A 21,138-nucleotide genomic window follows, 5' to 3' on the forward strand; every position below is an offset into this window, starting at 1 on the left:
ATGAATCTCCTCCTTATTTGTTGTGGAAGTGAAGTTCCACAGCACGAATTGTTGTAAACATTTGTAAGCGGATGCATGGGGGTTTTTTGTAAAACAGGGAAAAAGAACGACTTGGATAAAAATGGAGCATCTAAGTTGCAGAAAACACACCCTTGCTGTACATTGGTCCCAAGGTGGTGGATGAAGATGGATGTGAAGCAGCGGTGTGCGGAGAAGTCACTGGAATACATAACCGAAGGCAGCATCATTGGGCTTGGTGGAGGAAGTACAATCAAGCACCTGATTACGCTGATTAATGAAAACAAGATGTATGTGAAAGTAGTGACGCCGTCGTGGGAGACGAAACAGCATTGCATCGACGCCGGCCTGGAGGTCGTTTCAATCACAGACGTTAGTAAGATCGATACAGCATTTGACGGCTGTGACCAGGTCGATGAGCAGTTTCACGCCTTGAAGAGCGGGGGAGGCATTCATTCGATGGAAAAACTGGTCGCTGGACTCTCAGAGGAATATATTCTGCTTGTCGATGAGACAAAGGTTGTCCCTTTATTAACCTATGACCATCCGGTCGTTTTGGAAGTGCTGCCCCAGGCGCTGCATTTTGTAAATCAAAAGTTGAAATCGTTTACGGCCCGCGCATCTCACGTCCGTCAAAGCAGCGGACAGGATGGACCGGTATATACCGGGAATGGAAACCTCTTAGTAGACGTTTATATGGAAGCGGGGCAGGACAGTGCTGATCTGGAAAGCCGTTTCAAAGGGGTGACCGGTGTGGTCGATACCTCGCTGTTTACGTCTGTCGTTACCAAGGTACTGATGGCCGGAGAAACAGGAGTACAGGAAATGAAAAGAGGAGGAGATGTAAGATGAGACAAGTGAATTGGGGAATTGTAGGACCCGGCGGGATTGCCGGCAGCTTTGCCAGAGCGATCCAGGAGGTGAATGGAAGCGTATACGCAGTATGGGGCCGCAATCCTGAGAAGACCCGAGCCTTTGCCGATGAATATCAAGTGGAGCACGTCTATGAAGAAACCAAGCAGCTGATGCTGGATGACAACGTGGATGTCGTGTACATAGCCACCCCACACAGCATTCATTATGATTATATTATGGACGCATTAAAGCACGGCAAGCACGTTTTCTGTGAAAAGGCGATTACGATGAACGGAAAACAGCTTGAGGAAATTGTCGAGGTTGCAGAAGCTGAAAACCTCATCGTCGCAGAAGCGATGACCCTGTATCATATGCCTTTGTATCAGAAGCTGGACGAAATCATACAATCTGGAAGAATCGGGAAGGTGAACATGGTCAACGTGACGTTCGGAAGCTGTAAGGAGGATGATCCATCCAACCGCTTCTTCAACCCGGATCTGGCCGGCGGCGGAATGCTGGATATCGGCACCTATGCGCTGTCGTTTGTCCGTTTCTTCCTGTCCAGCCAGCCGACAGAGCTTCATACGACCGTGAAAAAATATCAAACGGGCGTCGATGAACAGTCCGGCATCGTCATGAAGAATGATGATGACGAAATGGCCGTCGTCTCCCTTGCGATGCGTGCGAAGATGCCGAAGCGCGGGATTATCGCTGGTGATGAAGGCTTCATTACCGTGGATGATTTCCCGAGAGCCGAAAAAGCGACCATCACCTATACAGCAGATGGCTCCGTTGAAACGATCGAGGCCGGTGAAACGAAGCAGGCGCTGCAGTATGAGGTCGAGGCCATGAACCGTTTGATACTGGAAAAAGGGGAAAACTGGACCCTTCCGCTTTCCCGCCAGGTGATGGAGTTAATGGATGAAGCCCGCCAGAAGTGGGAGTTAACGTACGACTTTGAATAAAGGAAAAAGGCAGCGCTCCACGTGGAGCGCTGCCTTTTTATGATCAGTACGCGTCAAACAAATCCTGCTGATCCGGAATGTTTTCGAGGTAGGTGATTTCCCCATTTTCATTGAGCATCGCCTTGTCGATGCCGGTCTGGGTGTAGACTTTGCCGGAAGCGAGTTTCCCGCAGACGGCCCATCTCGTTATATAAAGGTCTGTTCCCTCATGTTTTCTCCAGCCTTCATACATATGCTTCAAATCCACGTTGTTTTCATAAATGCTGCGTAAGAAGGCTTTCCAGTTCTCCAAGCCTTCTTTACGGTCACCGTTCAGAACGAAAACGATATCTTCACTGAACAGCTGGTGAAGCTCTTCTTCCGCTTGTTCACTCGTTCTGGAGCGGTCGAATAAGTCGAAATACAAATCCAAATTTTTCATGATGTCTCTCCTTCAGTAGATCAATGGGATACGGGTTTAAACATATAGAAAAAGAAACCGCCTTGTCAAAAAGCCGGCCTGTTTTTCCGCTTTTTCCTCTTGGTCTCTGTGGTAAAATGGACGGTATATGGTTCGATCACAAAGGGGACGTACGTATGATTTCATTTCTATTAACATTGAAGCGGCTGTTAAGCGCCTTATTCCGGAGTATGAAGGAGCCCGTCTTCCGCTCGCTGCTGACGACACTAGCTTTCATTCTGCTGTCCGGTACGTTATTTTACAGAGGGGTGGAGGGCTGGACGTATCTGGATGCCTTTTATTATGCCTTCAGCAGTCTGATTCCAACCAGCGGCAATACCGGCCTTGTCCCGCAGGAGGATTTGAGTAAATGGTTTACGATGATCTATCTGTTTGTCGGGATGGGCGTCATGGCTATGGTGTTAATTAAAGTGGGATTGGCGGTTGCGGATTTCGAGAAGCATGATGAAAACCAAACCCAGCGCAGAAAGACATTATAAAATTTTTGTTGACCGGACAACCGTCTCTGCTTACAATAGAAAACAATATCTTTAAACACAACTTCAGAACGACTCGTATAACGTTGGAAATAAGGTCCAAAAGTCTCTACCAAACTACCGTAAATAGTTTGACTACGAGGAAAGAATGAGAAGGGAACGTCTAACCATGGACAGTTACCCGTCTATTCATTACTCCTTAACGTCAAACTCCAGGTCTGTTTCCTGGAGTTTTTTTATATCGATGACCAGCCGGCGGTACGTGCTTATCTCGTTCATAGAAAGGGGCAGGAGCATGGATCAACACAAAGAGCAGTTACGAAAACGTATAGAGGTGTCAGCCGGAAAACGCTCTGCTGACATGGTCATCAAGAATGGCCGGGTGATCGACGTCTTTAACCAGCGGGTGGTGCAAAAGGACGTCGCCATCGTGGATGGTCTCATTGTCGGTCTGGGTTGCTATGATTCGGCTGCAGAAATCGTGGATGCCGCTGGAATGTACGTCGCGCCCGGCTTCATCGACGGACACGTTCATATGGAATCGTCCATGGTGAGACCGAGTGAATTTGCCAAAGTCGCTCTTTCCTGTGGTGTGACGTCTGTGGTGACGGATCCTCATGAAATCGCCAACGTCTGTGGAAAGGAAGGGATCCAGTTCATGATGGATGATGCCGCAGACTGCCTGTTGGATGTTTATTTTATGCTGCCGTCCTGTGTGCCCGCTGCAAGCCTTGAACAGAACGGAGCGTATCTTACAGCTGATGACCTCGAGGGCTTTTATAAACATAAGCAGGTGCTCGGACTCGCTGAAGTCATGGACTTCCCGGCTGTCGCATCAGGAGCAGAGGATATGATGGACAAGCTGCTTACCGCTTCCCGTCTCGGTGTTCCGATTGACGGCCATGGTGCAGGATTTGATGAAAGTGCCCTGAACATTTATAAGGCCGCCGGCATCACGACGGATCATGAATGCAATACAGGCGAAGAAGCCCTGGAGCGGATTGAGCGGGGCATGCATGTCCTCATCCGGCAGGGATCGGCCTCCAAGGATCTTTCATCTATTGTTCCTGTGGTAACCGATCGTAATGCGCACAGGTTCCTTTTCTGTACGGATGATAAAGGCTTGGACGAATTAATTGAGGAAGGCAGCATCGATGATAACGTCCGGTTGAGCATTGAACATGGGATCGATCCAGTGCAGGCGGTTCAGATGGCGACAATCAACGCAGCGGAATGCTACGGCCTGAAAGAGAAGGGAGCAGTCGCCCCGGGATATGAGGCGGACCTTGTTTTCTTTGAGGATTTAGAGAACATAAAGGTTCAAACGGTCTATAAAGCAGGAGTGAAGGTGGCGGAGGCAGGGGCCTATGCCGGTGATCCGCGTGAAGCTGACCCTGTCGTTCCATCGGTCTGTGACACCGTTCGTATTCCTGAAATGAAAGAAGGCTCCCTTGATATCCCTGTCTTTCACAAGCAAGGTGCGGTCATCGAAGTCATCCCCAACCGGCTGCTGACACATAAACGAATCGAACGTGTGGATGTCGAAAACGGGCTGTTTGTCCCTTCACAGGAACGTGATCAAAGCAAACTCGTCGTGGTCGAGCGTCATCAGAACACGGGAGATACAGGTCTTGGAATCGTAAAAGGGCTGAAAATGAACAATGGGGCCATCGCATCGACAGTCGCTCACGACTCTCATAACCTGGTCGCGGCAGGAACGAGTGACAAGGATATCCTGACTGCGATCCATCATCTCCACGCCATTGGTGGAGGTCTCGCCGTCGTTCAAAACGGGAAGGTTCTGGCTTCCGTGGAGCTTGAAATTGCCGGACTGATGTCCAAGCAGGACGCACCAGCGCTTTATGACGGTTTGAAAAAAATCGATGTTGCGTTGGAACGCGTGTTAAAGAATGATGTCGATATCCATCCGTTTTTGACCTTATCGTTCTTAACCCTCCCCGTCATACCGGAGTTAAAGCTGACAACGAAAGGATTGTTTGATACGACCCAGCAGAAGCATATCCCCGTCAGTTCACACTGAACACGCACGAAAAGCTGAAGAAGGACGTGTCTTCAGCTTTTTTTCTTTTTTACAGAGAGGATATTGAGGATTGTGAGGGATTCTGAAATAATTATCATAACCTGGGTTTCATCTTTTGCAGACATCGCATCCTCTGCAAACTATATAGAAAGAAGGGGTGTTATGAAAAAGAAGGGATGGGTCATGACGGCCCTTCTCGGTTTACTCATTCTGAGCAGCTGTTCCAATCAGGAACGCTATATTTATGAAGGAGATAGTGAACATTGGCATGGAGAAATGGAAGTGAATGTGACGGAGAAGGAAACGACTGAAGATTTTGCTTTGATATTCAACGGAGATGTTGAGCAGCTGGGGGAAGCTGGTTATTTAGAATACGAGTATGAAATGATCACGTCTAAAGGGCGTGGAGAAATCAACTTCGAGAATACCCCGGAAAGCAGAACATTCACACACCATTCCGGCAGTAACTCTTCCGTGTTCACCAGTGATCAGACCATCCGAGTGACCGTCGAATGGGGAGAAAACAAAGAAGAATTCGTATTGAAAAAATGACGGCTGAGCCTTTGTTCCTCAGCTGAAAAACAGGTTTATCTATGGATCTTGAAGTGAATCATTTACAAACCTGCCTTTTCTATTCGCTTCTCATAGAAGAAGCTGCTAGAAAAGGTGGATGACATTTTTGTTGGAGATGGGAGGAAAATCTATGAAAAACACCCTGTACATTATTATTGGATCTCTTTTATTTGCGTTGGCAGTGACGCAGCTGGCGATGCCGAACTCCATCGCTGAGGGCGGTATTGTCGGTGCTTCTCTTTTGATTTACTACGGCACCGGAATCTCCCCCGGAATTACGACACCAATCATATTCGTCGCCCTTCTCGGTGTCGGCATAAGGTATCTTCCGAAGCCGATGGTAATCAAAACCGTTTTTAATGTGGCCTTATTTTCCTTTTTTCTATGGTTTTTCGAACACATCTGGGCGTATCCGATCGAAGATGCGCTGCTTGCCGCCATTTTTGCCGGGGTTATTACCGGAATCGGTTTCGGCTTCATTTATCAGGCCGGCAGTTCGGTCGGAGGGACCTCTATTATCGCCCGGATGCTCAACCATCAGCTCGGGTGGGATTTGACCGGAGTGACGTTCGCGCTTGATGCGATGGTCGTTGTTGCAGGTATCTTTATCATCGGTCCCATCTCCACCATGTACACGCTGATCACCTTGTACGTCGGAAAGATCGTGACAGACTTTGTGCTCGGTGGCTTTGACTCGAAAAAAGCCATCAATATCATTTCTCCAAAGACAGAGGAAATTTCTCAACGGATTACGACGGAGCTTGCTTCCAGTGCGACGCTGTTCTATGGAACAGGTGAATATTCCAAGGAGGAGCGCCGGGTGCTGTACATTATCGTTCATACCCACCGTCTTCTTAAGTTGAAGCGGGTTGTAAAAGAAACCGATCCTGACGCCTTTATTGTTGTGCACAACGTGAAGGACGTGTCGGGTGGATTTATTTCATAGGTTCGTAAAAAAGCAGTTATTCGTTTTGAATAACTGCTTTTTTATTGCCATAGTTCTTATCAGCTGTTATTGGTATGGATGTTTACTTTTAATACACAACTCCCCGTAGAATCAGGAAATTTACATTCCCCATATTTAAGTTGAATAATCGAACTGTGTCAGACCACGTGAAATATGATACTTTCTAACTTTCATACTTTCTTGGAATCAGGAAGGTGATTTTGAATCTTTGTCGAAGAGGAGCGTAAGAAGAGAAAGGATATAGGGTAAACAAGGAAGCATGGAAAAAGACCAGATCCAGCTCACGACCATTTTAAAAAGGTTTGTGAACCAAGACGGCTGAACGATGCCATTTAAGGCCATTCCGATCCGTTTCTGCAAGCGTACATTTTCCCAGCGTTGAGTGGGAGTCAGATGCACGAGTTCCTTATCTTTCTGTCAGTACTCGGAAGATCAAGGGCAGGAGAGATTTACCTGTATACGGAGGAATGGTGAGTAAAAACAATGAAACGATTTATTATGAAAATCCTAGAATGAATGGAACAAGCTTATATGTTAGACAACATCCAAAGATAAGGAGAGGGGTGTCATCGATTTCGCTCTTTTATTTGGTGTGCTGCTGAACTTGTTTTCGCTCGTTACCATTCGGAAGGTAAAAGAAGAAAATACGTTTCAACGGATCATTCACATCGGATGTCTGGTTACAGGGATCGTTTTATTAACCGGTTTTAGCATTCAGTTCCAAGAATTTATTGGAAAGTATTAAAAGGAGGCTCATGCTTGATTACCATTGCTTTAGCATTCATCGCTATCGTTCTTATTGTCATTGCCCGCAACCTGCAGTTTATTGGGAAACAGTTGAAAAAGATTGCGGAAAGTGATCATCAGGATGGATAAAGGATCCTTCCGTGTCTTCGTCTGTCCTGATCACCCGGCCTCCTATTTGGGAAAAGGGGAGCACTGAATTTTGGACTGCGATAGGATCGGAACAAAGAAACGTTAAAGGAGGAAAAAGCATGTCTAAGGAAAAGCTTTTATCTCAAGAGGAAAGCGATCAACTTCGATCTTCATTGAAGCAGCGTTTTGACAAGCACCCGGAACGTCATCAGGGAATTCAGTGGGCTGTTGTAGAAAGAAAGCTGAACACTCACTCTGAAAAAAACGCTGTGCTTTATCGTATGGAAGAGACGGGCGGTGAGCCGGATGTGGTTTTTTACGATGAAGAGAAAGATGAGCTTGTCTTTTTTGACTGTGTGAAGGAAAGTCCAAAAGGACGGAGGAGCGTCTGCTATGATCGGAAGGCGCTGGAAGCGAGAAAGAAATACAAACCGGAAACATCAGCAGTGGACCTGGCCGGGGACATCGGCATCGAAATGCTTTCTGAACAGGAATACCGTTTTCTTCAGGAAACGGGAGAGTATGATACGAAAACATCCAGCTGGGTAAAAACGCCGGATGACGTCCGCTCCAAAGGCGGGGCGATTTTCTGTGATTTCCGCTACGGGCGTGTATTCACCTATCATAATGGGGCGGAATCCTACTATGCCGCCCGCGGATTCAGAGGGTCACTCCGGTTTTAAAAGAGAAAGGGGATTCGATGAAATACGCCGTATCTGTAACCGACACATCCCATGTACAATCCATCGAAAAAAGCGGGAAGCTGATGCTGGAAGAGCTTGAAAGGTTTTCTGAACAGCTCAGGACAATTTCCTCGTATGAATCACCGCGGGGCATCGTTTTTCATGATGTTCCATCAGCAACAGAACTTTATTCGACCATTCCACTTCCGGCGTATACCTCCAGGGATCTGATTCACCTTCATCCTGTGGTAGAGACGTGGAAAGAGTTGTATAGACCAAGTGCAGCAGGAGTACCGGAAGCGGAGAGGTATTATGACAGCCTGACCGTAAAAGATGTGGCTGTAATTGCCGCTCATGAACTTACTCACCACGCCGATGTTTTTCATTCTGAGTTTGAAACATGGGAGGAAGAAGATGCCCGGGATATGTGGTTTGAAGAGGGACTCTGCTTTTACATACCAAGAACACTGATCTTGAGTAAAGACCGGTGCCAGACCATCATGGAGGCCGAACGCTTATTGATCGACAAATATAAGGAAGAATACGGAACATATCCGCTTGATCAATTTGGTGCGGCGGGATACCGGGGAGGAAGCAGTGAAGCGCTATCCGCCGCTTTTTATGATTATTGGAGAAGTACCCACGTCGTTTCCGAGCTCGTAGAAAAGTACTGCGGAGGAAGTGTCCATACATTACTGGATATCTATCGTGAATGGGTGGAGGGGACTTCGGATGAGAGTCTGCAGCAGTTTTTTGTGACGTACTTCTCTTTTACAATAGAAGAAGGGAAAGCGCTGTGGCTGATGTAGATCAGACGATATCTTTGATAAAAGTGCCGGCGGCGATGGCCCTGACAGGGAATTTGACTGCTTTGTCCATAGCGTGGGAAATTGCCCCTGGCATTCGTTCATTGTTAACATCTGTTTGAGGTAGAATGATTAAAATCATTAAATTGTTACATTTGGAAGGTAGGAGGGCTGTAATGGCGAATAAATACATACATATGATAAATATAATTATAGGCGTATTGGCTGTAGGTTTTAGCGTTTTCTTAGCCTGGGCTGTTGCAGCATTTGCTCTTGAAGAAAATGCTGCAGTAATTTTAATTCCAATACTGGTAACGGTAGTTTGGGGTATAGGTTATTTGGTGCAGCTTAAAGATCATACATTAAAGAATGTGTTGATTTTGGTTCGTGTTGAAGCCATCATATTTTACCTGTTCATAACAAAAACCTCATCACTTATGAATTAAATGTGCATGAAAACCCCACCTCATAAAAGGGGGGCCTTTAGCTCGGGCTTGCATGGCAAAGATAGATTCAAGAAGTCAGAGGTCCTGCAGGATAAAAGATGATTGATAATATTGTTCTTTTTAATCTTGTAAACAACGATCTACTTAACATTTAATTTAGCAGCTTTGGAAACACTGCCTTCAAACTTTCCATTTTCATCTTCCCATTGTGCTGTTAAAAGAATACTGTACTCCCCCTGACTGCTAATTACGAATGAATGACCATCGACAACCTCATCCGAAATAGATGCAGTATCGTTCTTTAGCGTTTTTGTTATATAACTTATTTTTTGGGGTTGTGGGCCGTCAATGTTAACGATGATTTCTTCATCTTCTTTAACAGGAGTGATCCTTACATTTTCAGTCATTTCATTTAAATGAACATTATTTAATTCTCGCTTTACAGTTTCTTCAGAGCATTTGTTTGATGAGAAACAGTTTAGAACTGATTCAGAGGTAATGTTCTGCTCATTTTGGGACAATGAAACTTTAACATTGTCTGGAGTTATTGAGTTCTTTTCATTTTCTTCATACGCTTGTTCATTTTTTGTTATGTTTTCGGTATTATTCCTAAAACTAAAGAAAGACGCATCATAAAGAGTATTTTCTTAAGCATCCTATTCATCGTCTTTTTAGGCGGCTGCTACTTGTTATTCCGATAATCTAATTATTGTATTTAGAAGAAGTCATGGAGAAGTTGACCAAAAAACTCTTAAGCATAAGAGCAGGTTGGTGTTATTGATGCCAAAGGACGAGCTGCGAGTTTTTAAGGAAACGAATCCTTTGAATCGATGGTGTCCTTTTCAGTAGCAAAAAACGCACGCTCTTAGGAAGAGCGTGCGTTTTTTGCTTAGTTTACCGATAGATCATGGATGGATGTTTTCATGTGTTTGGATAGTTCCTCGAACATGTCATGATCAAATTCCTTCATAGGGAGAATCTTGAAATCCTGATCATTTGCAAAGTCTACATACGTAAGTTTAAACCGTGGTTCCTTTATATCGATGGATGTTCCCTCTATACCTTTTACTTTCTGCACAGTCACTCCCGCTATGCCACCCATCCGCCGGTACTTTTCCTCCTGGCCGGAGAGAAAATTACCGAGAGAATAAAAAACGAGACTTTGAGACCCATCTGTATTTTCAATCCATTCCGGTGGCTGCAGCACGTGCGGGTGATGCCCGAGTATAATATCTGCTCCTTGTTCGGCCGCAAAGGCTGCCAATTCCTTCTGATCTGTACTCGGGTTTCTTTCATATTCATTGCCGAAATGTAAACTCATGACGACGACATCAGATTCTCCGGCGGCCTTCTTAATGTCAGAGGCAATCAGATCTTTATCAATCCTGTTCACCAGGTAAGGTTTTCCATCAGGGGTCGGGATTCCATTTGTTCCATAGGTGTAAGCCAGAAAGGAGAAAGTGATGTCATTCTTTTTGATCGTTGTGATCCTATCTCTTTCCTCCGGTGACAAGTAGGCACCCACCTTTTTAATTCCCAGTGAATCCCATTGATTAATCGCGTTTTCAATCGCAGGGACTCCCCGGTCCAGCGTATGATTGTTGCTCATGGAAATAATATCAATGCCGTTCGCTTTTAACGCATCCCCTAATTCAAAGGGGGTGTTGAATGAAGGGTAGGTGGATACGCCGATGGCCGCACCGCCCATGATGCTCTCTGAATTTGCAAAGGTAATGTCGGCATTGGAAAGATGGGGGGAGACCTCTTGAAACATCGGATTAAAATCATAGCCTGAAGAAGTTTTCGCATCATTGTATACTTCTTTATGGATTAACAGATCCCCCACAGCAGCGAGTGAAACTTCCGTCACATCGGTCTTGTTCGTTGGTTTGTTGAGCGTTCTCATATTGGATGACACACGTTCTTCCGTGTCTTCTTCGTTCGGTTGGGAGAAGATGGTGGAAGCGCCAATGAAACTAATAACCAAAATGAGCGCTGAAATGATAAGCAGGCTTTTCCTTTTCATCAAACCCTCCTGTTGTCGATATTTATATTGCATGGTCCCATAAACCACCACTCATACCTTTAGAATAATGATAAAGCGTCATTACAGGACCTAGATAAGCAGGCCTGTGAGGTTTGTTGGACATAAGCGGAATAGTTTCGACATCATATGACTTTTATTATAAAATAATTGTTAAATCCAGGCAAATCTCCCCATTGAAATTTATGTTTTTTAATGTGTAAAGAAACCCTTGCTTTAGGAGGAGATTTCTTCACGCCTCTTTAGTAAGGTCGTGTACCTATCCTTTTGAATGATGAAAGGAAGGTTCTACTGGAAAAGATGATGAAGCAGAATAATGGTGAAATATAGTGCTGTTCGTGTTTTCTCATTGCTCACTTTAAGGAAGTTAAAGAAGGTGGAGAAACTTCGGAGAGAGTTAAGAGAACAACTGGAACCGGCCAACGATTTCCATAGAATATGAGGAATAACAAAAATAGGGTAGCAGCGATTTTTCAATAGAGTATCCACCTTTTAGTAAAGGCGCAGAACGATCACAAAGGATGGCCTCCCATACAATAATATGGAATACTATACCTATAAGGAAATGGGGAGAATCCCTTGATAAAAAGGAAAAACAGTTCATAGACTCGATAGTTTAGGAAGTGATTACGATTATCCTACATACGATTTTACTCTTTGTCCTTGCAGGTATAGCGGAGATAGGGGGAGGGTATTTGATCTGGCTGTGGCTGAGAGAAGGTAAACCGCTGTACTGGGGATTGGGCGGAGGAGCAGCTTTGGCGTTGTATGGTGTGATTGCTGCATTCCAAGCTTTTCCGTCCTTCGGGAGAGTTTATGCGGCATATGGGGGAGTGTTTATCATTCTCTCTGTTTTATGGGGATGGGGCGTAGATAAAAAAACACCTGATTTATATGATTGGATTGGTGCAGGAATATGCATGGTCGGTGTAGCGGTCATGTTACTCGCCCCACGGGAGTAGTTCCATATATTCGAAAAGAAAAATGGCTGGAGTTCGTGTTATCCGTGTTTAAAAAAGAGGAACGTCCAAAAGTGGAGGTTCCTCTTCTTTAGTAAGAGTCTTTAACAAAGTCTATCGGTTAAAATACGTCAAGCACATCAAGCATGACGATGATAATCAGAAGCGGCGCCACATAGCGGAGCAGGATAAACCATGTTTGGAACAACCCTTTTTTCATCCGGCTGCCGCTTTGCAGTTCTTCATACAGCGCTGACTTTTTCATTTTGTTCGGTACATACAAGGCGATCAAAAGCGACCCGATCGGGAACAGGATGTTGCTGACTACATAATCCATGTTGTCAAAGAACGTCCGTCCGAACAGGGTGGCGTCTGCCAGGACTCCGTAGGACAATGTCGATGGGATCCCGACAGCGAAGATGGCGAGGCCGATGATCCACGCCCATTTTTTCCTCTTCGCTTTGTCGCCCTTCGAGAGCACGGATACGATGATCTCAAGCATAGAGAAAGCCGAGGTCAACGTCGCAAACAAGAACAACAGCAGGAAGCCGGCAAAGAAAATCATGCCGCCCGGCAGCTGGCTGAATACAGTCGGAAGCACCTGGAACAACAGGACAGGTCCGGCATCCGCCTGGAGGTCAAATGCGAACACTGCTGGGAAAATGGCCAGTCCCGCAAGCAGAACGATGAAAATGTTCATGCCACCGATGGATAAGGCAGCGCGGGGCAGGTTTTCTGTTTTAGGCAGGTATGAACTGTACGTTACCATAACGGAAACTCCGACACTCAAGGTGAAGAAGGACTGCCCCATCGCCTCTAGAATCGTCTGCGAGGTTACTTTGGTAAAGTCAGGCATCAACAGGAAGGTGATGCCTTCCATCGCGCCATCAAGAGACACGGCCCGGATGACAAGCAGGATAAACAATACAAACAAGGCAGGCATCATGATTTTACTGGCTTTTTCAATGCCCTGCTGGACACCCCGGGAGACCACAAGAATGGTCATGACCATGAAGATCAGCTGGACAAGCACACTTCCGAACGGATGGGAAATGGTGCTTCCGAATATCTCTGCGTAGGAAGAGGCATCCACGGACGCCAGCTGCCCGGTGAGTGTTTTATACAAATAAGCGACGATCCAGCCGCCGATCACACTATAGAACGACAAAAGCAGGAAGGATGTGATCATCCCCATGATGCCGATCCAATGCCATTTCGTTCCTGGTGAGATCGTTTTGTAGGATTCTACAGCATTTTTCTGAGCGGTGCGTCCGATGGAGAACTCTGCTAACAGCAGGGGCAAACCGAGAAACAATGTAAAGATAATGAATAATAGAAAGAATGCTCCGCCTCCGTTCTGGCCGGCGATATAAGGGAATTTCCAGATGGCGCCGAGTCCGATGGCGGAACCGGCGGCAGCTAATATAAATCCGATCTTGGATGTCCACTGCTCTTGTTGTTTCATAATGACATAAGCTCCTTTACCTTCTTTTTTACTTTGACGCATCTATGCGCCAAAGGGCTGACAAATAAAAAAACCGCCCCTACATGACGTAGGGACGGTTGGACCGCGGTACCACCCTTGTTATGAGCATACACTCATCACTTGTGCGTATAACAGTCGCCACTGTTTCCCACCACGGTGGAAAAAGCTCCAGAAGTGAAATTCACAGTCAGGATGTGTGCCGGTTTTCACCACGCACCGGCTCTCTGGGACAGGGATCCTGACGGCTACTTGATTTCTCTCTCAGCCGTTCTTTTTATTAACAGTTGGATACTATTTTAATCATGGATCATTCTTCTTGTCAATGTAAAAAATATGAAATTACCCGATTGAACGCTTCTCTTCCGGGTATACCTTTACAAAAGGAGGGAAGTCATATGACGACAGGTGCTGTCATTGCTTTTGCTGCTGCGCTCATTCTGGCCGCGGTCGGATGGAAGAAATGGAAGTCCTTGACACATGGGCGTTCGGTTATTTTGACGCTGCTGTTTGTTACTTTTGGCATCGGCGGGGCTATCCTGCTTCTGTTCTACCTCGGATCCTCCGGTGTTCCGGGCGCGCTGGTCATCACGATTGCTGTGTTTGCTATTGCGGTGCTGGGGGCCAGTGAATACTTAAGCAGACGTACATGAAGAGGGACAGCCTGAAACCTATGAAACTTTTTCCATTGCAGAACGTATAGATGATTAAAGAGCGTCATCGTTCTAATTTGGCGAAGGGAATGATTGGTTGATCTGGTTTCAGGCTTTTATCCACCTCGTGCTGCCCGTACTATTGTTTGTCCATTTATTGAAATCAGCGTATTCGAAACGTACATATCTCTTGATAGACTGGGCTGCGGCTCTTATGTTCATGGCATTTATTTTTATCATCGGGCCGTGGCATATTTTTACCCACTATATGCGCTGGCTTCTGCCTCTCAGCTTTCTCGTAGGAAGTGTTTTTGTCTACAGGCGTTGGCGAAGGCTGCCTAAGAAATCGGAAAAGAAGAATAAAGGGGCTGGATTTTCCATGGTCATCAGCTTTCTTCTTATCCTTTATTTTGGATCCATTGCGGTCTCCGGACTGTCGGGATACGCCCTGTCGGAAGAAGACAAGGCTGTCGACATGGAATTTCCAATGAAGAAGGGGGTCTATGCATTCGGTCATGGGGGAGCCAGTACGTCCATCAACTATCACTATGAATCCGAGACACAGGCTTATGCTTATGACATTCTTAAAGTCAATGCGCTTACCGCCCGTGCTGACGGCATATCCCCTGCCAAATTGGAAGATTATGAAATTTATGGGGAGCCGCTGTACAGTCCGTGCACAGGTGAAGTGACAGCAGCGGTGGACGAATATGAAGACATTCTTCCGCAGGCAGAGCCGGACAAGGAGCAGCACCCGGCAGGAAATCATGTCATTCTTTCCTGTCAGGGCGTGGATGTTCATATCGCTCATATGAAACCGGGCTCAGTCCATGTCCAGGAGGGAGATGCGGTCGAGGCGGGCCATCTCTTAGGGGAAGTGGGAAACACAGGAAATACGACGGAGCCGCACCTCCACATTCATGCAGAAAAAGATGGAGAAGGCGTGCCTCTAACGTTCCATGACCGCTTCCTAAAAAGAAACAGCCTCGTATTTCAGTGAGGAAATCCGGGTTGGAGCCACCTTTAACGGCCTGCACCGGACTTTTCAGCCTGAGACAGCACACATCGTGCTGTCTTTTTTTATTTTTGTAAAACTATTTCCAGACCTGTATCGTTTAACGGGGCAGGAGGGGACAATGTGGAACACTCAATGAATACACCGATCGAACATGAAAACAGAGAAGCAATCATCCAGGAACTGATGGAAAACTACGGAACAGCCATCCTCCACCTTGTCTATTCATACGTAAAGGATGCGGCACTGGCGGAGGATTTAACGCAGGAAATTTTCGTGAAGGGCTATCACCACCTGCATACATACAACGGCACATCCAAACTGACAACATGGTTGTGGCGGATCGCCATCAATCACTGTAAGGATCATCTAAAAAGCTGGTATAACCGGAAAGTCACCGTCTCCGAGCAGGAACAGCTGGAACAGACAAAAGATGCTTCCAGTACAGAAGACACGGTCATCCAGAACCATGTCGATCACGAACTGGCCGCAGCGGTGATGGACCTGCCTGAGAAATACAGGGAGGTCATCTATCTTCACTACTACGAGGACTTATCGACGAGAGAGATGGCCGATGTTTTGAAGAAAAATGAAAATACATTAAAGACACGATTGAAGCGCGCAAAAGTTCTACTTAAACAACGCCTGGGAGGGACACTTTGATGGAAAACCGATTAAGAAAGTTGAAGCAGGCACTCGATCATACATCATTCAAGCCATTGACATTCGATCAGGCGCGTCGAAATGAAGTGATGGAGAAAATAGCCGAACAGGAATGTAGCCCGGAACAAATCCGCCTGTCTATTTTACAGCTCCTCGTACAGGAAGAGACAGGCTATACGCTGGCTGGTAAAATCCGGGCAAGAGGGATTAAAACGTTTGAAAGCGATCAAGGTGCGCTGTATACGACGCTTCACATTCTTGAACAGAAGCGGTGCATCCAGTCGGAGTGGAGAGAAGAAGAGCAGAAATATTATCAACTGACGAAAAAGGGAAGGAAACTGCTTAAGAAATATGAGTCCTCCCCCGACAAACCGCAGGTGCTGCGAACGCTCGTGGAGGCGGGACAGATATGAGATCACGAAGCGATTACCTTCAAACCGTCCAGTCCTTTATTAAAGACAAAGAAACCGGGAATAGGATTGCCTGTGAGTTGAACAGCCATATCCAACAGGAAAAAGAAAGCCTGCTGAACAAGGGGTTCAGTCCGGAAGCGGCTGAGGCGGAAGCGGTCCGCCGGATGGGGAGTGCACCGGAAACCGGCCGTCATTTCCAGGACGTGTACAAGGAAAAAATCGACGGATGGCTGGTCTTTCTTCTGGCTGCATTGATGGGCTTTGGTTTTCTGACGGCTCTGATCTTCAGCGGGGAAAATGGCTATTCATTCAACGGGAAATTTTTCTTCACTGTGGTCGGTATCTTGGTGGCAGGGTCACTCCTGTTTATCGACTATAGGAAACTCCAGCCATTAGGGTGGCTGTTTTATGGGCTGGGTCTGGCAGGAGCCATGTTTCTGACGTGGGGGCCGATGTCGATGACCACGCTTATTTTGGGGAGCGTGGGTATTCAGGCCGGACCCTTTCATGTGACCAGCATTGACTTCATTCCATTGCTTCTCATTGGTCTTGCTGCCATCGGCAGTAACGGACCGATGAAGGTGTGGAAGGGGATCCTGTTGTATGTGCTTCCCGTTTATTTTTTCATGGGAGCTGCGGATCCGAATGCTGCGTTCATTTATACCCTGCTCTTTACGGCCCTGTTCCTTCGTAAACAGGTGAACAAAAAAATCCTCTGGTCGTTGGTTTCGTTAGCCATCATCGGAGCTGTATATGCTGGCTGGTGGTTCTTTGCAGTTGCTGCCAGCTATCAAAAGGAGCGGCTGTTGTCGTTTTTATCCCCTGAGAAATTCTCAAATGGGGGCGGGTCCATGTATCTGCGGATGGAGGAAGTCATCAGTCATGCCGCATGGATAGGGGAGAGTTCACAAGCGGAACCGCTGCCTTCCGGTCACACCGATTTTGTCTTTCTTTCAATAGTGAATCAGCTGGGCTGGGCCGCTGCCCTTCTTCTCCTGACTCTTCTGATACTTGTGATTGGCCGCCTGTTCTGGATGACAAGGGAGATTAAAGAACCCTTTGGTCAGCTGCTTGTAAGAGGGAGCCTGGTTTTCTATGCTGTTCCAGTCCTTTACCATGTACTGATGTTTATAGGAATCCTTCCAACCGCTTCCTTTCCGCTTCCGTTTCTCAGCTACGGGATGGACGCTACCGTTCTTCATGCGGTTCTATTCGGTCTGGTGCTGAGTGTATACAGGAAGAAACATTCCGCATCCTTTGCTGCCCGGGGAGCGGCGAGGGTTCAATAATGATAGCACGAAGACGGCGTCCTTAAAGCGAGGGCGCCATTTTTTCTGAAAGCTTGTTTGTAGAAAAAGAAACCCGCAGTTAACGAAACCGGTTTACTTGATTTATATAAAACTGTCGAAAAAATAGAAAAATCTTATTGAAAACGGATACATTTGTCGTTATAATCAAGCTAACCTTACAAATCAATTGATTTTTTTTAGGTATTAACGAAACCGGTTTCGTTAATCGAAGGGAAGCAACTAAATTGATGGATACGAAAGGGATGGTCAATGTGAAAAAGAGGTTCACACTCGTTCTGTTACTGGTCTTATCTATGTTTCTTTCTGCCTGCAGCAGTGATGATGAAGCCGCATCTGGAGAAGGGAAAGTGACACTGGACTTCTGGGTATTTGGAGCAACGAACTATGAGACGCTTGCTGATGAATATGAAAAGGAAAACCCGGATGTTACGGTCAACATTAAAAATTCTGAGCTTGGCGATCACCACGACAGCTTGTTTACAGCCATCTCTGCCGGAACAGGCGCCCCGGATTTGACAATGATAGAAGTCGATCAGCTGGACCGTTACCGCGAAGCGCAGGGTCGTTTCGTAAACTTGTATGAGTTAGGAGCGGATGAAATTCAGGATCAATACTTAGATTGGAAATGGAAGATGGCAGAAAACGGGGGAGGCGATTTCCTCTTTGGTCTTCCAACCGATATCGGACCTAAAGCGATGTATTTCCATACCGATGTGTTTGAAGAGGCCGGCCTGCCGACAGATCCAGATGAGGTGAGCACCATGATTTCCTCTCCGGATGAATTTTCAGAGGCTGCGGAGACAGTTTTGGAGGAAACTGGCAAGCCGATGGTCGACAGCATGGAAATGGCTTTTCGTGCCAATATGGATGCCCTGCAGGTAAGCTATTTCAATCGTGATGGAGAGCTTCTTATCAATGAAGCTGATAATGGAGTGAAAGAAGCCTACGATTATGCGGTGGATCTCCAGGAGAAAGGTGTCGTCGGATCTTTTGAAATGTGGACGCCGGAATGGGCCAACGCCTTGAATAAAGGAGAGTTTGCTGTAGAAATGGCACCCGCCTGGCTGAAAGGCTACATGACCGAAAATGCGCCGGAGGGCGAAGGGAAATGGAAAGTGACCACACTTCCAACGGATTTTGCCGGTAACTGGGGCGGTTCTTATGTGGCCATTCCATCTGAAACGAAAAACAGTGAAGAAGCCTATGCCTTTGCTCAGTGGATGCTTTCTCCTGAAAACCAGTTGAAGTCTTTCACAGAAAGCGGTTTATTCCCATCTGCTCCTGAAGTGTATGAAATGGAAGAGTTCGTGAACAATTCCGACGAGTATTTCGGTGGACAGAATACCGCGGCTTATTTCGCAGAGGCTGCTCAGGAAATACCTGAAGTCTACAAAGGGCCGAAATACGTTACGGTAAACAATGAAGTGTTGACGGCTCTGCGCAATGTGCAGGAAGGAGCCGACCCAGAGGAGGAATGGGAAGGGGCTGTCAAACGAATTGAAGATCTTATGAACCGCTAAAATGTCACGGGGCTGGGTGGGGAACATCCGGCCCTCCTACATAAAGGAGGGAAAGAAGTGGAGAGTGTACAGAAGCGTCAGCATGCATCCAAAGCCGCAGCGAAGACACCGATGTCTGAGAAAAAGAAAGATATGCTGTCCGGTTATTTGTATATCGCACCCTTTTTCATCATATTTGCCATCATCGGTCTCTATCCAGCTGTTTTCAGCATCGTCCTCGCCTTCCAGAAATGGAACGGCCTCGGGGCCATGGAGTTTGTCGGGTTCAGCAATTTCGTTGTCGTCCTTCAGGATCCGCTGTTTTGGAAGTCGTTGTATAACACAGTCATCATCGGTTTAATGGGAACGGCTCCTCAGCTGGTTGTCGGCATTATTCTTGCTTATTTTCTTAATATGGCGGTCATCCGCTTTACGAATTTTTTCCGGGTCACCATCTTTATGCCTTACATTACATCGATGGTAGCTGTCGCATTAGTATTCGGTGTGTTTTTCAGCAGCAGTGAAACCGCGCTTGCCAACTATGTCATCGGTTTGTTCGGTGTTGATCCGGTCAGTTGGAAAACGTCGGAATGGGGAGCGAAAATTGCTATTTCCCTCATGGTTTTCTGGAGATGGGTCGGCTACAATACGATCATTTATTTAGCTGGTCTTCAAAGCATACCGAAGGATTTGTACGAAGCCGCAACGATCGACGGCGCTGGAAAAGTCCAGCAGTTTCTTCACATCACCATTCCATTGTTGAAGCCGTTTATCGTCCTTACGGTATTCATGTCGACGGTCGGGGCGCTTCAGTTGTTTGCTGAACCGGCTGTATTCCTCGGTTCCTCCGCTTTCAACAGGGATGAGGCGATGACTGTAGTCATGTACCTGTACCGTGATGCGTTCAACCTTGGCTCTTTCGGAACAGCGTCCGCAACGGCGGTGCTTCTGTTGATCATTATCGTGGCGGCTGCCGCAATCAATACGTGGCTCACGTCCGGATTCGGTCGTAAGCAGAAGAGGAGGGCGTTTACCAAATGAATAAAATGAAACGTGCTGCAAAAGGAACGCTCCCTGTTTATATCGCCCTTGGGTTTGCGTCACTCGTTTCGATCTTTCCATTTTACTGGATGTTTGTAATGGCCACACAGCCAAGTGCGGCCTACAATTCCATTCCACCGACGCTTCTTCCCGGTGATCAGCTGGTGGAGAACTTCATGAAAGTGCTGGATACGATACCATTCTTCCAGGCGATGTGGAATACGATCGTACTGTGCTCGACGGTGACCTTGGCTGTCCTGTTTATCAGTTCACTGGCGGGTTTTGCCTTTGCGAAATTTCAGTTCCCGGGGAAGAACTTCTTTTTCATTCTGATTCTCTTAACGATGGTGATTCCGCCGCAGCTCGGCTTGATTCCTCAGTTTTACCTGGTTTCTCAGCTGGGATGGCTCGACACCCTGTTAGGGGCGGGCGTGCTGTTTTTACTCAACCCGCTCGGGATTTTCCTGATGCGGCAGTACATCAGTGAATCGGTTCCTGATGAGTTGATGGAAGCGGCGAAGCTGGACGGCTGTTCCAACTTCAGGATTTACAGGAGCATCGTGCTCCCAATCATCAAACCCGCCTTTGCGACGCTAGGCATCATCGTGTTCACGCTCGTCTGGGGTGAATTTTTGTGGCAGTTTACGGTTCTGCGTGATCCGGCTTCCTATACGCTTCAGGTGGCGCTTGCTTCCTTGAACAATGCCTTCCGTGTGGACTTCGGGATGCTGTTGAGCGGTGTCTTCTGGGCGACGGTTCCACTTATTCTCATTTTCCTGATTTTCAACAAATGGTTCATTTCAAGTATCACAGAAGGATCCATCAAGTAAATCTGTCCCGCTTCTCCAAATTGTTGATACAATAGATGGTAATGACATGGAGGCTGATTTTG

Annotated in this window: 23 protein-coding genes, 1 riboswitch and 1 other annotated feature; of the genes, 19 read left to right on the forward strand and 4 right to left on the reverse strand. The window is 46.7% G+C overall.

Translation table 11 applies throughout. From position 1 onward, the window contains the following. Positions 1-186: 186 nt before the first annotated feature. Entirely contained in the window at positions 187-870 is a 684-nt protein-coding gene (gene rpiA, locus ACXAJH_RS00225) for a ribose 5-phosphate isomerase A (protein WP_474992744.1), read from the forward strand. Beyond that, on the forward strand, positions 867-1,838 hold the full coding sequence (locus tag ACXAJH_RS00230) for a Gfo/Idh/MocA family protein (RefSeq protein ID WP_474992746.1): 972 nt from the start codon (positions 867-869) through the stop codon (positions 1,836-1,838). The genes rpiA and ACXAJH_RS00230 overlap by 4 nt, the downstream gene beginning before the upstream one ends. A gap of 43 nt (positions 1,839-1,881) precedes the next feature. Here the strand turns inward: ACXAJH_RS00230 and ACXAJH_RS00235 are convergent, their stop codons facing one another. Beyond that, a complete protein-coding gene (locus ACXAJH_RS00235; protein WP_474992748.1) occupies positions 1,882-2,259 on the reverse strand; it encodes a nuclear transport factor 2 family protein in 378 nt (125 codons plus the stop codon). Positions 2,260-2,414: 155 nt separating this feature from the next. On the opposite strand from ACXAJH_RS00235, the gene ACXAJH_RS00240 reads away from it, so the two are divergent. From ACXAJH_RS00240 to ACXAJH_RS00275, 8 genes are all read left to right on the forward strand, one after another. Beyond that, entirely contained in the window at positions 2,415-2,777 is a 363-nt protein-coding gene (locus ACXAJH_RS00240; protein ID WP_474991627.1) for a potassium channel family protein, read from the forward strand. A 53-nt stretch (positions 2,778-2,830) separates the two neighbouring features. Continuing rightward, positions 2,831-2,932, forward strand: a riboswitch (purine riboswitch). A 137-nt stretch (positions 2,933-3,069) separates the two neighbouring features. Beyond that, positions 3,070-4,815: an adenine deaminase gene (gene ade / locus ACXAJH_RS00245; protein WP_474992749.1), complete on the forward strand. Its 1,746-nt coding sequence runs from the start codon at positions 3,070-3,072 to the stop codon at positions 4,813-4,815. A 162-nt stretch (positions 4,816-4,977) separates the two neighbouring features. Beyond that, positions 4,978-5,367: a hypothetical protein gene (locus ACXAJH_RS00250; protein ID WP_474971659.1), complete on the forward strand. Its 390-nt coding sequence runs from the start codon at positions 4,978-4,980 to the stop codon at positions 5,365-5,367. Positions 5,368-5,518: 151 nt separating this feature from the next. After that, the gene (locus ACXAJH_RS00255) at positions 5,519-6,334 is read left to right on the forward strand and encodes a YitT family protein (RefSeq protein ID WP_474968167.1); all 816 of its coding nucleotides are present in this window, start codon (positions 5,519-5,521) and stop codon (positions 6,332-6,334) included. Positions 6,335-7,350: 1,016 nt separating this feature from the next. Continuing rightward, positions 7,351-7,914 carry a DUF4256 domain-containing protein gene (locus ACXAJH_RS00260; protein ID WP_474971658.1) on the forward strand — a complete coding sequence of 188 codons (564 nt, stop codon included), beginning with the start codon at positions 7,351-7,353 and terminating at the stop codon, positions 7,912-7,914. Positions 7,915-7,931: 17 nt separating this feature from the next. After that, a complete protein-coding gene (locus tag ACXAJH_RS00265) occupies positions 7,932-8,723 on the forward strand; it encodes a hypothetical protein (RefSeq protein ID WP_474992751.1) in 792 nt (263 codons plus the stop codon). Beyond that, entirely contained in the window at positions 8,711-8,842 is a 132-nt protein-coding gene (locus tag ACXAJH_RS00270) for a hypothetical protein (RefSeq protein ID WP_474968171.1), read from the forward strand. Before ACXAJH_RS00265 ends, ACXAJH_RS00270 begins: the two co-directional genes overlap by 13 nt. Before the next feature lie 54 nt (positions 8,843-8,896). Continuing rightward, positions 8,897-9,166 (forward strand): hypothetical protein, encoded by a 270-nt coding sequence (locus ACXAJH_RS00275; RefSeq protein ID WP_474992753.1) that lies wholly within the window; start codon positions 8,897-8,899, stop codon positions 9,164-9,166. Between the two features lie 140 nt (positions 9,167-9,306). Here the strand turns inward: ACXAJH_RS00275 and ACXAJH_RS00280 are convergent, their stop codons facing one another. Further along, positions 9,307-9,687: a hypothetical protein gene (locus ACXAJH_RS00280; RefSeq protein ID WP_474992755.1), complete on the reverse strand. Its 381-nt coding sequence runs from the start codon at positions 9,685-9,687 to the stop codon at positions 9,307-9,309. Between the two features lie 368 nt (positions 9,688-10,055). Continuing rightward, positions 10,056-11,192, reverse strand: a complete 1,137-nt coding sequence (locus ACXAJH_RS00285) for a CapA family protein (protein ID WP_474992757.1) — start codon at positions 11,190-11,192, stop codon at positions 10,056-10,058. Between the two features lie 653 nt (positions 11,193-11,845). Between ACXAJH_RS00285 and ACXAJH_RS00290 the strand changes: the two genes are divergently transcribed. After that, a complete protein-coding gene (locus tag ACXAJH_RS00290; protein ID WP_027953838.1) occupies positions 11,846-12,172 on the forward strand; it encodes a YnfA family protein in 327 nt (108 codons plus the stop codon). 118 nt (positions 12,173-12,290) lie between these two features. Here the strand turns inward: ACXAJH_RS00290 and ACXAJH_RS00295 are convergent, their stop codons facing one another. Further along, complete coding sequence (locus tag ACXAJH_RS00295) at positions 12,291-13,634, reverse strand: sodium-dependent transporter (protein WP_474992759.1); 1,344 nt, start codon at positions 13,632-13,634, stop codon at positions 12,291-12,293. 87 nt (positions 13,635-13,721) lie between these two features. Next, positions 13,722-13,927 (reverse strand) — a binding site (T-box leader). A gap of 123 nt (positions 13,928-14,050) precedes the next feature. Here ACXAJH_RS00295 and ACXAJH_RS00300 point away from each other — a divergent pair. From ACXAJH_RS00300 to ACXAJH_RS00335, 8 genes are all read left to right on the forward strand, one after another. Next, positions 14,051-14,305: a hypothetical protein gene (locus ACXAJH_RS00300; protein WP_474992760.1), complete on the forward strand. Its 255-nt coding sequence runs from the start codon at positions 14,051-14,053 to the stop codon at positions 14,303-14,305. A 97-nt stretch (positions 14,306-14,402) separates the two neighbouring features. Continuing rightward, positions 14,403-15,305 carry a M23 family metallopeptidase gene (locus ACXAJH_RS00305; protein ID WP_474992762.1) on the forward strand — a complete coding sequence of 301 codons (903 nt, stop codon included), beginning with the start codon at positions 14,403-14,405 and terminating at the stop codon, positions 15,303-15,305. 138 nt (positions 15,306-15,443) lie between these two features. Continuing rightward, on the forward strand, positions 15,444-15,983 hold the full coding sequence (locus ACXAJH_RS00310) for a sigma-70 family RNA polymerase sigma factor (RefSeq protein WP_474968177.1): 540 nt from the start codon (positions 15,444-15,446) through the stop codon (positions 15,981-15,983). Further along, positions 15,983-16,396, forward strand: coding sequence for a PadR family transcriptional regulator (locus ACXAJH_RS00315; RefSeq protein WP_474968178.1), 414 nt, complete (start codon positions 15,983-15,985; stop codon positions 16,394-16,396). Before ACXAJH_RS00310 ends, ACXAJH_RS00315 begins: the two co-directional genes overlap by 1 nt. Then, positions 16,393-17,685, forward strand: coding sequence for an FtsW/RodA/SpoVE family cell cycle protein (locus tag ACXAJH_RS00320; RefSeq protein WP_474992764.1), 1,293 nt, complete (start codon positions 16,393-16,395; stop codon positions 17,683-17,685). Before ACXAJH_RS00315 ends, ACXAJH_RS00320 begins: the two co-directional genes overlap by 4 nt. 263 nt (positions 17,686-17,948) lie before the next feature. Then, positions 17,949-19,226, forward strand: coding sequence for an ABC transporter substrate-binding protein (locus tag ACXAJH_RS00325; RefSeq protein WP_474972317.1), 1,278 nt, complete (start codon positions 17,949-17,951; stop codon positions 19,224-19,226). Between the two features lie 111 nt (positions 19,227-19,337). Continuing rightward, the gene (locus tag ACXAJH_RS00330; protein ID WP_160836443.1) at positions 19,338-20,246 is read left to right on the forward strand and encodes a carbohydrate ABC transporter permease; all 909 of its coding nucleotides are present in this window, start codon (positions 19,338-19,340) and stop codon (positions 20,244-20,246) included. Next, positions 20,243-21,076: a carbohydrate ABC transporter permease gene (locus tag ACXAJH_RS00335; RefSeq protein WP_474968180.1), complete on the forward strand. Its 834-nt coding sequence runs from the start codon at positions 20,243-20,245 to the stop codon at positions 21,074-21,076. The genes ACXAJH_RS00330 and ACXAJH_RS00335 overlap by 4 nt, the downstream gene beginning before the upstream one ends. The last annotated feature ends 62 nt before the right edge of the window (positions 21,077-21,138 follow it).

Source organism: Halobacillus sp. ABD4_316, assembly GCF_056161385.1.

Bases quoted from the DNA above. Each gene is read 5' to 3' on its own strand.
- ACXAJH_RS00255 (WP_474968167.1), top strand. From the start codon at position 5,519: ATGAAAAACACCCTGTACATTATTATTGGATCTCTTTTATTTGCGTTG.
- ACXAJH_RS00330 (WP_160836443.1), top strand. From the start codon at position 19,338: ATGTCTGAGAAAAAGAAAGATATGCTGTCCGGTTATTTGTATATCGCA.
- ACXAJH_RS00250 (WP_474971659.1), top strand. From the start codon at position 4,978: ATGAAAAAGAAGGGATGGGTCATGACGGCCCTTCTCGGTTTACTCATT.
- ACXAJH_RS00300 (WP_474992760.1), top strand. From the start codon at position 14,051: ATGACGACAGGTGCTGTCATTGCTTTTGCTGCTGCGCTCATTCTGGCC.
- ACXAJH_RS00295 (WP_474992759.1), bottom strand. From the start codon at position 13,634: ATGAAACAACAAGAGCAGTGGACATCCAAGATCGGATTTATATTAGCT.
- ACXAJH_RS00235 (WP_474992748.1), bottom strand. From the start codon at position 2,259: ATGAAAAATTTGGATTTGTATTTCGACTTATTCGACCGCTCCAGAACG.
- rpiA (WP_474992744.1), top strand. From the start codon at position 187: ATGGATGTGAAGCAGCGGTGTGCGGAGAAGTCACTGGAATACATAACC.
- ACXAJH_RS00285 (WP_474992757.1), bottom strand. From the start codon at position 11,192: ATGAAAAGGAAAAGCCTGCTTATCATTTCAGCGCTCATTTTGGTTATT.
- ACXAJH_RS00240 (WP_474991627.1), top strand. From the start codon at position 2,415: ATGATTTCATTTCTATTAACATTGAAGCGGCTGTTAAGCGCCTTATTC.
- ACXAJH_RS00265 (WP_474992751.1), top strand. From the start codon at position 7,932: ATGAAATACGCCGTATCTGTAACCGACACATCCCATGTACAATCCATC.
- ACXAJH_RS00230 (WP_474992746.1), top strand. From the start codon at position 867: ATGAGACAAGTGAATTGGGGAATTGTAGGACCCGGCGGGATTGCCGGC.
- ACXAJH_RS00315 (WP_474968178.1), top strand. From the start codon at position 15,983: ATGGAAAACCGATTAAGAAAGTTGAAGCAGGCACTCGATCATACATCA.
- ACXAJH_RS00320 (WP_474992764.1), top strand. From the start codon at position 16,393: ATGAGATCACGAAGCGATTACCTTCAAACCGTCCAGTCCTTTATTAAA.
- ACXAJH_RS00335 (WP_474968180.1), top strand. From the start codon at position 20,243: ATGAATAAAATGAAACGTGCTGCAAAAGGAACGCTCCCTGTTTATATC.
- ACXAJH_RS00325 (WP_474972317.1), top strand. From the start codon at position 17,949: ATGGTCAATGTGAAAAAGAGGTTCACACTCGTTCTGTTACTGGTCTTA.
- ade (WP_474992749.1), top strand. From the start codon at position 3,070: ATGGATCAACACAAAGAGCAGTTACGAAAACGTATAGAGGTGTCAGCC.
- ACXAJH_RS00260 (WP_474971658.1), top strand. From the start codon at position 7,351: ATGTCTAAGGAAAAGCTTTTATCTCAAGAGGAAAGCGATCAACTTCGA.
- ACXAJH_RS00275 (WP_474992753.1), top strand. From the start codon at position 8,897: ATGGCGAATAAATACATACATATGATAAATATAATTATAGGCGTATTG.